We start from the raw sequence: 12,693 nt of genomic DNA on the forward strand, positions 1-12,693 counted from the left end.
CACGCACACACCGAACGAGAACAGAGGGAGAACGCGCATGCGCTGGGAAAACCTGTACGTCGCCGGACTCGGGGCCTACCTTCCCGAGGAGGTGGAGACCGCCGCCGAGGCCGTCGCCGCCGGCCGCTACGACGCCCAGGAGGCCGAGTCCAACGGCTTCCGCGCGGTCCGCGTGGCCCGCGCCGACGAGCCCGGCCCGGTTCAGGCCGTCCACGCCGCACGCCAGGCGGTGGAGCGGGCCGGCCGCCCCCACGAGGAGTACGACATCGTCCTCCACGGCTGCATGGGCCACCAGGGCCAGGACTTCTGGACCCCCGTCAACTACGTCCAGCACGAGACGGTCGGCGGCTCCGGCCTCGCCGTCGAGATCCGGCAGGGCTCCAACGGCGGCCTCGCGGGCCTGGAGCTCGCCGCCTCGCACCTCGCGAGCCGCCGCGCGCCCGCCGCCGCGCTCGTCACCACCGGCGACGCCTTCCGGCTGCCGTACTTCGACCGCTGGGGCTCCGACAGCCAGCAGGCGTACGGCGACGGCGCCGGCGCCCTCGTCCTCTCCAACCAGGGCGGCTTCGCCCGCCTGCGGTCCACCGCGACCTACACGGACTCCTCCCTGGAGCCCGTCTACCGCGGCACGCAGGGCTGGACGGACGGCCCGTTCCTCGACGGCAAGCCCGTCGACCTGCACACCCGCAAGGCCGACTACCTCCTCAAGGAGGAGGGCGCCTACGACCGTGCCATCCAGCTCATGACGAAGAACGCCTCCCAGGTGCTCCAGGAGGCGCTCGACGACGCGGACGCCAAGATGTCCGACGCCCGCTTCTTCGTCCACGCGAACATCGCGGAGACGATCGTGCAGTACTCGTTCCACTCGCTGCTCGGCGTGGACCGGGCCACCACCACGTACGACTGGGGCCTGGACTACGGCCACATGGGCGCCGGCGACCAGATCATCGGCATGAACCACGTGGCGGAGGCCAGGAACCCGCATCCGGGCGACCTGCTGATCACCATGGGCGTCGGCGTCGGCTTCATGTGGACCGTCGCGGTCCTGGAGTTCCTCGAGTCGCCCGCCTGGTGACACCGCACCACCGTCACCGGGGCCGGATCACTGCTTCCACAGGAACCGCAGCCCCGCGTTGACCAGGAAGATCCCCGCGAACGCCGCCGCCCAGCCCTGCCTCCCCGAGGCGGCCAGGGCGGCGGCGCCGCTTCCGAACCACAACACCTCGAGCAGCACCCGGCCGCCGCCGTGCACCGGGTACGTCGCCTTCGGCGACCCGAACAGCGCCCACACCGCGATCAGCGTGGCCGGCGCGGCGATACCGAGGAGCACCTTCAGCGGCCACTTGTCGGTCGTGCTGACCGCCCACAGGATGGACGCCGCGTACACCGAGAGCTCCAGCAGGAACATCACCAGCATGTTGAAGGCTTTGAGGGACGAGAGCATGAGGGACTCCTAGGACGTGCGGGGGTTCCGCGCGGGTGGGCAGATCAAACCGTCAGATCGATACGGGACGTGAGGCGGGTCAGCCGCGGGTCGGAGCTGAGGATCGCGCGCTGGAGCTCCTGGAGCCGGGGCGAGGGGTCCACGCCCAACTCCTCCACGAGGCAGCCGCGGAGCGCCGTGAACGCCTCCAGGGCGCGCCACTGCTGACCGGACCGGTAGAGCGCCGTCATGTACAGGGCGCACAGGTTCTCGTGCATCGGATGGCGCGCGGTCAGCACCGCCAGCTCGCTCAGCAGCGCGTGGTGCCTGCCGAGCGCCAGATCGGCCTCGACGCGGGATTCCACGACGCACAGGTGGCTCTCCTCGAGGCGGGTCACCTCCACACCGAGCCGCAGCCCGTGGCACACGTCGACCAACGCCCGGCCGCGCCACACCGCGAGCGACTGCCGCAGCAACCGCGAACCCGTCTCCCGGTCGCCGAGATCGAGCGCCCGCCGCCCGGCGGCCGCGAGCCGCTCGAAGGCGTGCACGTCGACCTCCTCGGGCGTGATGTTCAGGAGGTAGCCGCCGTACCGGGTGGCGAGGACGTCCTTGGCGCGGCGCGGACCGTCCGGCGGCAGCGCCGCCTCGATCCGCTTGCGCAGCTGGAGGATGTACGTCTGCAGCGTGGTCTGCGCGCTCCGCGGCGGCTCCAGATCCCACAGCTCCTCCATGAGCGTGGGCACCGGGACTATCTGGCCGGCCTGCAGGGCAAGCAGCGCGAGGATCTGGCGGGGCTTCCCCGCGGTCGGCAGGAGCGCGACCCCGTTCTCCGATGCCTCGAAGGACCCCAGGACCTTGATGTCCATGCAGCTTCACCCCTCCACTCGCCAGCTCTCATGGTGGTACCGAGTCTGGCCCGCCCGCCTGCCGGGGCGACAGTGCCCAGGTCACCGGCCTCCCATGAACTCCGAACAGGCCGATCCATGAGAAATGCACGGGCCCGAACGGGGACGCGGGCACGAAACCCGGGCCGGCCGCCGGAGCGCTGGAGGTCAGTGCGAGTCCGGCTCAAGCGCCGCCACCGACGATCAGTCCGTACCAAGGGGGGTCCGGTAACGGAGGCAGGCGTGAGGAGAGATCAGTGACCACGGTATCCAGTCCGGCGGATCGCGAAACCCGGAAGTCTCCACCATCTCCACTGGAATCACTGCGAGCGCTGCGCGCCGCCGGCACCCTCGCCGAGAACTACCCGTCCGTCGCCCCCCTCCTCGCCGCCATGGTGTCCGGCGGCGCGGACACCGACTTCCGGCGGGCCGGCCATCTCCTCCTCCAGCTCGACCGGCAGGCCGTCCTCGCGGCCCGCCCGGAGACCGAGACCGCGGTCGTCGCCCTCACCGGACACTCCACGATCGGGGGCGTACGCGCCCCGCTGACCGCCGAGTTCGCCCGCCACGGAGTCCTCGTCGAGGACCGCCTCGGCGACTTCGACGCCTACCTGCGCGACCTGCGCGACCCGGCGAGCGCCCTGCACGCCGCCGACGTCGACCTGGCCCTGTGGATCCTCGACCCACAGACCCTCCTCGACGAGATGGGCACACCTTGGCAGGCCGACGACCTCGTACGGGCCGCCGAGCGCAAACTCGCCCAGATCGAGAGCCTCGCCACCGCCTTCACCGGGAACGCCACAGCCGTCCTGGTCCTCAACACCGTGCCGCTGCCCCGCAGCGTCACCCACCAGCTCATCGACCACGAGTCCCGCGCCCGCGCCGGCATCACCTGGCGCGACTTCAACAGCGGACTCCTGCGCCTCGCCCTCGGCAACCCGCGGATCCACGTCGTCGACCTCGACCCGGTCGTCGCCTCCGGCGTCCCGCTCGACGAGCCCCGCATGGCCGCCTACGCCAAGGCCAACCTCGGCGACGACCTGCTGGCCCGCTACGCCCGGGAGGTCGCCCACTTCTCCCGCACGCTCCGCGGCCGCACCAAGAAGGTCCTCGTCGTCGACGCCGACAACACCCTCTGGGACGGGATCCTCGGCGACGACGGCCCGGACGGCATCGCCGCCGCCACCACCTTCCGCGGCGAGGCCTTCGGCACCTTCCAGCGGGTCGTCCAGCAGATCGGCTCCCAGGGCATCCTGCTCGCGATCAGCAGCAAGAACGACCACGAGCCGCTCGTCCAGGTACTCAGGGACCACCCCGACATGGTGCTGCGCGAGTGCGACTTCGCCCGCGTCAACGCCAACTGGCAGGCCAAGGACGCCAATCTGCGGGACATCGCCGAGAAGCTCAACCTCGGCGCCGACAGCTTCGTCTTCGTCGACGACTCGCCCTTCGAGTGCGGCCAGGTCGCCGAAGGCCTCCCGCAGGTCGCCGTCGTCCAGCTCGACGAAGAGCCCGCCCTGCACATCGAGAAGCTGCTCGCGGACGGCTGGTTCGACACGGCCCGCCTCACCGAAGAGGACCGGGCCCGGGCCGCCCGGTACCGCACCGAGTCCGAGCGCGCCGAACTCCAGGAGAGCACCGGCTCCCTGGAGGAGTACCTCCACGGTCTCGGCGTCCGCGTCCGGCTCGCCGAGGCCGCCGCCGGTGACATCGACCGGGTCGCACAACTCTCGCTGCGCGCCAACCAGTTCAACCTGACCACGGTCCGCCTCGGGGCCGAGGACGTGACGGCCCGGACCGGCGACCCGCACCACCTCGTCGTCACGATCCGCTCGGGCGACCGCTTCGGCGACAACGGAGTCGTCGGAGCCGTCTTCGCCCGCCGCTCGGCCGAAGGCCGTGACCTGCACGTCGACAACATGCTGCTCTCCTGCCGGGTCTTCGCCCGCGGCATCGAGCAGACCGCCGTCGCGGCCCTCCTGGCCCACGCCAGGGCCACCGGCGTCCGCGCGGTGCACGCGAGCTACCGGCCGACCGCCAAGAACAAGAACGTACGGGAGTTCTGGCCCTCCATGGGCTTCACCCCCACCTCGACAGCGGACGACGAACTCCGCTTCCGCCACGACCTGGAGAAGCTCCCGGTCGTCCCCGCCCACATCCTGCTCGATTCCCCCCTGGAAGGAGCCACGTCATGACCAAAGAGGACTTCATCCACCTGGTGCGCGACGAGCTCGACCTGCCCCTGAGCGTCGACGACCTCTCATCGGACTTCGACCACGTCGTGAGCTGGGACTCGATGCACATGCTGCGCCTCGTCGCCGCAGTCGAGCGCGAGACCGGCTCCCGCGTCCCCGTCGGCAGGCTGCTCGCCGACCGCAGCCTCGCCGCCATCTACGAGCGCGTCAGCGCCGCGTAACCGATCAAGAAACAGGAGAGAACATGAGTATCGACGCCCGGGAAACCGCTCGGGACACCCGGCTCGCGTCGCCCGAGGCGCCGGCCCGACCGTCCCCCGCCGCACCGAAGGCCCCCACCACCCCGGAGGCCCCGGCCGCCGGCAAGCGCGGACTGATCCTCGCCGTGGTCGCCGTCGCCCAGCTCGTCTGTGTGCTCGACTCGACCATCGCCAACGTGATGCTGCCCCAGCTCCGCGCCGACCTCGGTCTCAGCACCTCGGGTCTGCAGTGGGTGATGAACATCTACATCCTGCTCTTCGGCGGCCTGATGCTCCTCGGCGGCCGTCTCACCGACGTCTTCCCCCGCCGCACCATGCTCGTGACCGGCATCGGCCTGTTCACCCTCGGCTCCCTCGCCGCGGCCACCGCCGACAGCGGCGGCATGCTGCTGGCCGGCCGCGGCATCCAGGGCGTCGGCGCCGCCGTGCTCTCCCCGGCCGCCCTCTCCATCCTCGTCACGACCTACCCGGAGCCCGGCGAGCGGGCCAAGGCCCTCGGCATCTGGGGCACCGTCATGGGCGTCGGCGCCAGCCTCGGCACCCTGCTCGGTGGCGCGATCACCGACATCAACTGGCGCTGGGCCTTCCTCATCAACCTCCCCATCGGCCTGCTCCTGATCGCCGCCGCGTACCTCTACGTCCCGAAGATCACCCGCACCGGCGGCCGCCCGCCCGCCGACGTCCTCGGCGGCCTCACCGGCACCCTCGGCCTGCTCGCGCTGGTCTTCGGCATCGTCACCGCCGGCGAGGACGGCTGGACCGACCCGATCGCCGCCGCCGCCATGGCCGCCGCCGCGGTCCTGCTCACCGTCTTCGTACGGGTGGAGAGCAAGGCGAAGGCCCCGCTGCTGCCCCTCGGCCTGCTGCGCCGCCGCTCCGTCGCCACCGGCACCATCGCCCAGCTGATCACCGCCGGCCTGATGCTGCCCTCCTTCTTCATGCTCCCGCAGTACATGCAGCTCGGCCTCGGCTACAGCCCGATGGAGGTCGGCCTCGCGTACATCCCGACCTGCCTCGCCATGCTCGTCGTCTCCGGCGCCGTCCCGGTCCTCATCGCCAAGTTCGGTCCCCGCGTCCCGTACGTCATCGGTACCGTCCTGCTCGCCGTCATGCTGGTCCTGATGCTCGGCGCCGAGACCACCAGCGGCTACTGGTCGCTCCTGCTCCCCGTCACCGCCCTGCTCGGCGTCGGCCTGGTGCTGTGCGTGATGACCGCCCCGGTCGTCGGCACCGCGGACGCCTCGGACGCCGACGCCGGCACCACCTCGGCCGTCCTCAACGCCTCCTCCGAGATCGGCGGCGCCCTCGCCCTCGCGATCACCGCCACCGTCGTCGGCTCCCGCCTCACCGAGCTCACCGCCCAGGGCGTCGGCACCGCCCAGGCCTTCACCGAGGCCCTCCAGCGCGGCTTCCTGGTCATGTTCCTCTGGGTCGCCGCCAACGTGGTCATCGGCCTCTTCGGGTTCGCCGGCCGCCCGGCGACCACCGACGCGCCGAAGTCCTGACCAGCGCCGCCGGGCGGCCCCCCACCCGCCCGGCGGCCCCGCCCTCCTCCGTACCCGCACCGGGTCGAGGAGATCCCCAGCCCGCTCTCTCCGCGCAGAGAGGCAGACAGATGCTCCAGCAACGCCACCGCCCCGCCGCCCGGCCCGCCACCCCGGCCACCACCGCCCCGGGTACCACGGCACCGGCCACCACGGCCCCCGTCACCGCCCCAGCCGGACCCGTCGCCCTCCTCCTCGGAGCGGCGGCACCCCACCGGCACCCGGGCGAGGACGCCGCCAACTCCACCCTCCTGGAGACCTGGTCGAGCGGGGTACGCACCTGGGTCCTCGACCGCGCGGAGCTGCTCGCGGCCCGCGGCCCCGAGGCCCGGATCCTCTCCGACGAGGCGACCGGACTCGACAGCGTCCACACCGACGCCTGTGTGGCCTGGGCCCGCGACCGGCAGGCCGCCGGGCACCGCTTCGACCTCGTCCTCGGACTGCGCGAGGACGTCCAGCTCGCCGCCGCCGACCTCGCGGCCGCCCTGCAGCTGCCCGGCAACCACCCGGACGCGGTCCGCCGCGTCCAGGACACCGGCACCCGGCTCGCGGCCCTCGCCGCCGGCGGATTCCTCGTCGACGAGGACCCCGACCGGGCCCCCGAGGGCACCGCGCTCACCGCCGTCGGCGCCTTCGTCTCGGGCCGGCCCCACGTCTTCCTCCTCGCCGTGCCCACCGAGGACGGCTGGGCCCCCGCCACCGGACTGCCCCACACCCCGCAGGCCCTCGCCGCCGAGGCCGCCGCCGCCGTCCTCCACCTCGGACTCTGCTTCGGCGTCTTCCGGGTGGACCTGCACGCCACCGACCGGGGCATCGCCGTCTCGGACGTCCGCCTCACCCTCGAAGCCCCCGGCCTCCAGGCCCACCTGGCCCGGACGCTGCCCTGCGTCGAGCTCTTCAACCTCGTGTACGACGACGCCCTGGGCCGTACGGCGGCCCTTCCCGCGCCGCCCCTCGCCCCCGCCGCCCAGCCGCCCGCCCCCTCGACGGTGCCCCCGTTCGTCCTCCTCGCGGGCGAGCCCGAGGGAGCGGCGGCAGAGCCCCACATATGCCGCGGCACCGACTGAGGCCGACCGGCAAATGGGGGGCGGCGTCGCGGGGCTGGGCACGCACATCTGCGGCGTTGTCGTCAATCACCATGGCTCCGCCATGCCTCAATCCTCCGCCTTGCAGCTGCACGTACCCAGCCCCGCTCCTTCTTCCACCCCCCATTTGCCGGTCAGTCTGAACCGAACGAGAGCCGGAGACCCCGAATGACCACCGAGCTCGTCCAGCTGCTCACTCCCGAGGGCCGTCGGGTCCACCACCCCGAGTACGCCGCCGACCCGAGCGCGCAGGAACTGCGCGGCCTCCACCGCGACATGGTGCTGGCCCGGCGCCTCGACGCCGAGGCCGTCACCCTGCAACGCCAGGGCGAGCTGGCCCTGTGGCCCTCGCTGCTCGGCCAGGAGGCCGCCCAGATCGGCTCCGCCCGCGCCCTGCGGCCCCGGGACCACGCCTTCCCCAGCTACCGCGAGCACGGCGTGGCCCTGGTGAGGAACCTCGACCCGGCCCACCTCCTGTCGCTCTTCCGCGGCGCCGGCAATGGCAGTTGGGACCCGGCGGAGAACAACTTCCATCTCTACACCCTCGTCATCGGCTCGCAGACCCTGCACGCCACCGGTTATGCGATGGGCGTGGCCAAGGACGGCGCCGACACCGCCGTCATCGCCTACTTCGGCGACGGCGCCTCCAGCCAGGGCGACGTCGCGGAGGCCTTCACCTTCGGCGCGGTCTACGACGCCCCGATCGTCTTCTTCTGCCAGAACAACCAGTGGGCGATCTCCGAGCCCACCGAGCGCCAGATGCGGGTCCCGCTCTACCGGCGCGCTCCGGGCTTCGGCTTCCCCGGCGTCCGCGTCGACGGCAACGACGTCCTCGCGTGCCTGGCCGTCACCCGCGCCGCCCTCGACCACGTACGGACCGGCTCCGGACCGATGCTCGTCGAGGCGTACACGTACCGCATGGGCGCCCACACCACCTCCGACGACCCGACGAAGTACCGCGACGAGGCGGAGGTCGAGGAGTGGCGGGCCAAGGACCCGATCCTGCGGCTCCGCCGGCTCCTGGAGCGCGAGGGCCACGCCGACGAGGCGTGGTTCGCCGCCCTGGACGAGGAGGCGGAGGCGCTCGCACGGCGCGTCCGCGAGATCGTCAGGACGATGCCCGACCCCGACCCGACGCTGATGTTCGAGAACGTGTACGCGGACGGGCACGCGCTCGTCGACGAGGAACGTGCCCGGTTCGCCGCCTACCAGGCGTCCTTCGCGGACGCCGGACGGAGCAACTAGTCATGGTCACGAAGAGTCTTCCTGTGGCGAAGGCGCTCAACGAGGCCCTGCGCGCGGCGCTGGAGGCCGACCCCAAGGTCCTGCTCATGGGCGAGGACATCGGAAAGCTCGGCGGTGTCTTCCGGGTCACCGACGGTCTGCAGAAGGACTTCGGCGAGAGCCGCGTCATGGACTCGCCGCTCGCCGAGTCGGGCATCGTCGGCACGGCGATCGGTCTGGCCCTGCGCGGCTACCGGCCGGTCGTGGAGATCCAGTTCGACGGTTTCGTCTTCCCGGCGTACGACCAGATCGTGACGCAGCTCGCGAAGATGCCCGCCCGCTCACAGGGCAAGGTGCGCCTGCCGGTCGTCATCCGGATCCCGTACGGCGGCGGCATCGGTGCGGTCGAGCACCACTCGGAGTCCCCGGAGGCGCTGTTCGCGCACGTCGCGGGCCTGAAGATCGTCTCGCCCTCGACCTCGTCCGACGCGTACTGGATGCTGCGGCAGGCCGTCGAGTGCGACGACCCGGTCATCTTCTTCGAGCCGAAGCGCCGCTACTGGGACAAGGGCGAGGTGACTGTGCCCGACAGCGGCTCCGCCGCGGGCGACGCCATCCCCGGCGAGCTCCACAAGGCGCGGGTCGCCCGCGCCGGCACCGACCTCACCCTCGCCGCCTACGGCCCGATGGTGAAGGTCTGCCTCCAGGCGGCCGCCGCCGCCGAGGAGGAGGGCCGGTCGATCGAGGTCCTCGACCTCCGCTCGGTGTCCCCGATCGACTTCGACACCGTCCAGACCTCGGCCGAGAAGACCGGCCGCCTGGTCGTCGTCCACGAGGCCCCGGTCTTCTTCGGTGCCGGCGCGGAGATCGCCGCCCGGATCACGGAGCGCAGCTTCCACCACCTGGAGGCCCCCGTCCTGCGGGTCGGCGGCTACCACGCGCCGTATCCGCCGGCGCGCCTGGAGGAGGAGTACCTGCCGGGCCTCGACAGGGTGCTCGACGCCGTCGACCGCTCGCTGGCGTACTAGGCGTACCCGGCGCAACAGGGAAAGAGATCATGGCGATTCGCGAATTCAGGATGCCCGACGTGGGGGAGGGGCTGACCGAGGCCGACATCCTCACCTGGTACGTCAAGCCCGGCGACCCCGTCGTGGACGGGCAGGTCGTGTGCGAGATCGAGACGGCCAAGGCGGCGGTGGAACTCCCCGTCCCCTACGACGGTGTCGTACGGGAGATCGGCTTCCCCGAGGGCGCGACGGTGGACGTCGGCGCCGTGATCATCTCGGTCGACACGGCGGCGGGCGCGGAGGAACGGGTCGTAGCGGAGGCCCCCGCGGCCCCCGCGGCCCCCGCGGCCCCCGCGGTCTCCGTGACCTCCGCGGCCCCCGATGCCTGCGCGGCTTCCGAGGCGCGGCCGGAACGCCGACCGGTCCTCGTCGGCTACGGCGTCGTGGAGTCCTCCGCGAAGCGCCGCCCCCGCAAGCCGGCCAACGGCACGTCCCCCGGCGGCCGCGGCCCCGCCGCCGGCCCGCGCCCGCTGGCCAAGCCCCCCGTGCGCAAGCTCGCCAAGGACCTCGGGGTCGACCTGACGGTCGTCCGCCCCTCCGGCGGGGGAGGCACGATCACGCGCGCCGACGTGCACGCCGCCGCCGTGGTCGACATCGGCACCCGGGAGGTCGTGGCACAGCCGGCCGCACCCCCCGTCGCACCGCCGGACGCCCGGGAGACCCGTATCCCCGTCAAGGGGGTGCGGAAGGCGACGGCGGCCGCGATGGTCGGCTCGGCGTTCACGGCGCCGCACGTCACGGAGTTCGTGACGTTCGACATCACGCGGACGATGAAGCTGGTCGAGGAGCTGAAGTCCGACAAGGACATGGCGGGCCTGCGGGTCAGTCCACTGCTCCTGGTCGCGAAGGCGGTACTTGTCGCGGTCAAGCGGAACCCGGACATCAACGCGGCCTGGGACGAGGCGGCGCAGGAGATCGTGCTCAAGCGGTACGTGAACCTGGGCATCGCCGCGGCCACCCCGCGCGGTCTGATCGTGCCGAACATCAAGGACGCGCACGCCCAGACCCTGCCCGAGCTGTCGAAGTCCCTGAGCGAGCTGGTCTCCACCGCTCGCGAGGGCAAGACGACCCCGGCGGCCATGCAGGGCGGCACCTTCACCATCACCAACGTCGGCGTCTTCGGCGTCGACACCGGTACGCCGATCCTGAACCCGGGCGAGGCCGCGATCCTCGCGGTCGGTGCGATCAAGCTCCAGCCGTGGGTCCACAAGGGCAAGGTGAAAGCACGTCAGGTCACTACCCTGGCGCTCTCCTTCGACCACCGCCTCGTCGACGGCGAGCTCGGCTCGAAGTTCCTCGCGGACATCGCCGCGATCCTGGAGCAACCGAAGCGGCTCATCACCTGGGCCTGAACGGCACGTCCATCAGTCGAACCGAGCACAGGGGAGGCGCACCACATGGCGCGCGAGTCGGAGTCGGGGCTGCCGATCGAGCCGGTCTACGGGCCGGGGGCTCTGGAGGGGTGGGATCCGGCGGGGAAGCTGGGCGAGCCGGGTTCGTATCCGTTCACGCGTGGCGTGTACCCCTCGATGTACACGGGTCGGCCGTGGACGATGCGGCAGTACGCGGGTTTCGGTACGGCGACGGAGTCGAACGCCCGGTACAAGCAGTTGATCGCGAACGGCACGATGGGTCTGTCGGTGGCGTTCGATCTGCCGACGCAGATGGGTCACGACAGCGACGCGGCGATCTCCTCGGGCGAGGTCGGCAAGGTGGGTGTGGCGATCGACTCGATCGACGACATGCGGGTGCTGTTCGACGGCATCCCGCTGGACAAGGTCTCGACGTCGATGACGATCAACGCCCCCGGCTCCCTCCTTCTCCTCCTGTACCAGTTGGTCGGTGAGGAGCAGGGTGTTCCGGCGGACAAGCTGACGGGCACGATCCAGAACGACGTGCTGAAGGAGTACATCGCGCGGGGCACGTACATCTTCCCGCCGAAGCCTTCGCTGCGTCTGATCGCGGACATCTTCAAGTACTGCCGGGCCGAGATCCCGAAGTGGAACACGATCTCGATCTCGGGCTATCACATGGCCGAGGCGGGTGCGTCTCCGGCGCAGGAGATCGCGTTCACCCTCGCGGACGGCATCGAGTACGTCCGCACGGCGGTCGCGGCCAGCATGGACGTGGACGACTTCGCCCCGCGTCTCTCCTTCTTCTTCGTGGCCCGCACGACGATCCTGGAGGAGGTCGCGAAGTTCCGTGCGGCCCGTCGGATCTGGGCGCGGGTGATGAAGGAGGAGTTCGGCGCGAAGAACCCCAAGTCGCTGATGCTCCGCTTCCACACCCAGACGGCGGGTGTGGCCCTCACGGCCCAGCAGCCGGAGGTGAACCTGGTCCGCGTGGCGATCCAGGGCCTGGCGGCCGTCCTGGGCGGAACGCAGTCGCTCCACACGAACTCCTTCGACGAGGCGATCGCGCTCCCGACGGACAAGTCGGCCCGTCTGGCCCTGCGTACGCAGCAGGTCCTCGCGTACGAGACGGACGTGACGGCGACCGTCGACCCGTTCGCCGGCTCGTACGTGGTCGAGAAGATGACGGATGACGTGGAGGCCGCGGCGCTTGAGCTGATGGCCAAGGTCGAGGACATGGGCGGCGCGGTCGCGGCGATCGAGCGCGGTTTCCAGAAGGGCGAGATCGAGCGCTCGGCCTATCGGATCGCGCAGGAGACGGACAGCGGCGAGCGGGTCGTCGTCGGTGTCAACCGCTACACGATCGACGTCGAGGAGCCCTACGAGCCCCTCCGCGTCGACCCGGTCATCGAGGAGGAACAGGCGGCGCGCCTCGCGAAGTTGCGGGCCGAGCGCGACCAGACGGCCGTCGACGTCGCCCTCATCGAGCTGAGGAAGGCGGCGGAGGGCACGGACAACGTCCTCTACCCGATGAAGGACGCGCTCAAGGCGCGGGCGACGGTCGGCGAGGTCTGCAACGCCCTGCGCGAGGTCTGGGGCACGTACGTCCCCACCGACGCCTTCTAGGAACCGCGGACGGCGGCCCCGCCTCTCCGT

At 71.6% G+C, this 12,693-nt stretch carries 11 protein-coding genes; 9 read left to right on the forward strand and 2 right to left on the reverse strand.

Annotation, left to right across the window (positions count from 1 at the left end; genetic code table 11):
- The first annotated feature begins 37 nt into the window (after positions 1 to 37).
- Positions 38 to 1,075: a ketoacyl-ACP synthase III family protein gene (locus tag OG357_RS28210; RefSeq protein WP_329623818.1), complete on the forward strand. Its 1,038-nt coding sequence runs from the start codon at positions 38 to 40 to the stop codon at positions 1,073 to 1,075.
- A gap of 27 nt (positions 1,076 to 1,102) precedes the next feature.
- Here OG357_RS28210 and OG357_RS28215 read toward each other — a convergent pair whose 3' ends face one another.
- Together OG357_RS28215 and OG357_RS28220 are read right to left on the reverse strand one after the other, a co-directional pair.
- Positions 1,103 to 1,444 carry a YrdB family protein gene (locus tag OG357_RS28215; protein WP_329623819.1) on the reverse strand — a complete coding sequence of 114 codons (342 nt, stop codon included), beginning with the start codon at positions 1,442 to 1,444 and terminating at the stop codon, positions 1,103 to 1,105.
- Between the two features lie 44 nt (positions 1,445 to 1,488).
- Entirely contained in the window at positions 1,489 to 2,292 is an 804-nt protein-coding gene (locus OG357_RS28220; RefSeq protein ID WP_329623820.1) for an AfsR/SARP family transcriptional regulator, read from the reverse strand.
- A 275-nt stretch (positions 2,293 to 2,567) separates the two neighbouring features.
- On the opposite strand from OG357_RS28220, the gene OG357_RS28225 reads away from it, so the two are divergent.
- The 8 genes from OG357_RS28225 (at position 2,568) to OG357_RS28260 (ending at position 12,663) form a co-directional block, all read left to right on the forward strand.
- Entirely contained in the window at positions 2,568 to 4,505 is a 1,938-nt protein-coding gene (locus OG357_RS28225; protein ID WP_329623821.1) for an HAD-IIIC family phosphatase, read from the forward strand.
- Positions 4,502 to 4,726, forward strand: coding sequence for a phosphopantetheine-binding protein (locus OG357_RS28230; RefSeq protein WP_317594494.1), 225 nt, complete (start codon positions 4,502 to 4,504; stop codon positions 4,724 to 4,726). Before OG357_RS28225 ends, OG357_RS28230 begins: the two co-directional genes overlap by 4 nt.
- Positions 4,727 to 4,749: 23 nt before the next feature.
- Positions 4,750 to 6,270, forward strand: a complete 1,521-nt coding sequence (locus OG357_RS28235; protein ID WP_329623822.1) for an MFS transporter — start codon at positions 4,750 to 4,752, stop codon at positions 6,268 to 6,270.
- A gap of 110 nt (positions 6,271 to 6,380) precedes the next feature.
- On the forward strand, positions 6,381 to 7,376 hold the full coding sequence (locus OG357_RS28240; protein ID WP_329623823.1) for a hypothetical protein: 996 nt from the start codon (positions 6,381 to 6,383) through the stop codon (positions 7,374 to 7,376).
- A 90-nt stretch (positions 7,377 to 7,466) separates the two neighbouring features.
- On the forward strand, positions 7,467 to 8,639 hold the full coding sequence (pdhA, locus tag OG357_RS28245; RefSeq protein WP_443066825.1) for a pyruvate dehydrogenase (acetyl-transferring) E1 component subunit alpha: 1,173 nt from the start codon (positions 7,467 to 7,469) through the stop codon (positions 8,637 to 8,639).
- Positions 8,640 to 8,641: 2 nt separating this feature from the next.
- Positions 8,642 to 9,646, forward strand: coding sequence for an alpha-ketoacid dehydrogenase subunit beta (locus OG357_RS28250; protein ID WP_329623824.1), 1,005 nt, complete (start codon positions 8,642 to 8,644; stop codon positions 9,644 to 9,646).
- Between the two features lie 29 nt (positions 9,647 to 9,675).
- Positions 9,676 to 11,037 carry a dihydrolipoamide acetyltransferase family protein gene (locus OG357_RS28255; protein WP_329623825.1) on the forward strand — a complete coding sequence of 454 codons (1,362 nt, stop codon included), beginning with the start codon at positions 9,676 to 9,678 and terminating at the stop codon, positions 11,035 to 11,037.
- 45 nt (positions 11,038 to 11,082) lie between these two features.
- Positions 11,083 to 12,663 (forward strand): acyl-CoA mutase large subunit family protein, encoded by a 1,581-nt coding sequence (locus OG357_RS28260; RefSeq protein WP_329623826.1) that lies wholly within the window; start codon positions 11,083 to 11,085, stop codon positions 12,661 to 12,663.
- The last annotated feature ends 30 nt before the right edge of the window (positions 12,664 to 12,693 follow it).

The sequence above is a fragment of the Streptomyces sp. NBC_01255 genome (genome assembly GCF_036226445.1).
Taxonomy (GTDB): Bacteria; Actinomycetota; Actinomycetes; order Streptomycetales; family Streptomycetaceae; genus Streptomyces.

Coding starts and splice junctions, on each gene's coding strand:
- OG357_RS28210 (WP_329623818.1), top strand. CDS start 38: ATGCGCTGGGAAAACCTGTACGTCGCCGGACTCGGGGCCTACCTTCCC.
- OG357_RS28215 (WP_329623819.1), bottom strand. CDS start 1,444: ATGCTCTCGTCCCTCAAAGCCTTCAACATGCTGGTGATGTTCCTGCTG.
- OG357_RS28220 (WP_329623820.1), bottom strand. CDS start 2,292: ATGGACATCAAGGTCCTGGGGTCCTTCGAGGCATCGGAGAACGGGGTC.
- OG357_RS28230 (WP_317594494.1), top strand. CDS start 4,502: ATGACCAAAGAGGACTTCATCCACCTGGTGCGCGACGAGCTCGACCTG.
- OG357_RS28235 (WP_329623822.1), top strand. CDS start 4,750: ATGAGTATCGACGCCCGGGAAACCGCTCGGGACACCCGGCTCGCGTCG.
- OG357_RS28240 (WP_329623823.1), top strand. CDS start 6,381: ATGCTCCAGCAACGCCACCGCCCCGCCGCCCGGCCCGCCACCCCGGCC.
- OG357_RS28250 (WP_329623824.1), top strand. CDS start 8,642: ATGGTCACGAAGAGTCTTCCTGTGGCGAAGGCGCTCAACGAGGCCCTG.
- OG357_RS28255 (WP_329623825.1), top strand. CDS start 9,676: ATGGCGATTCGCGAATTCAGGATGCCCGACGTGGGGGAGGGGCTGACC.
- OG357_RS28260 (WP_329623826.1), top strand. CDS start 11,083: ATGGCGCGCGAGTCGGAGTCGGGGCTGCCGATCGAGCCGGTCTACGGG.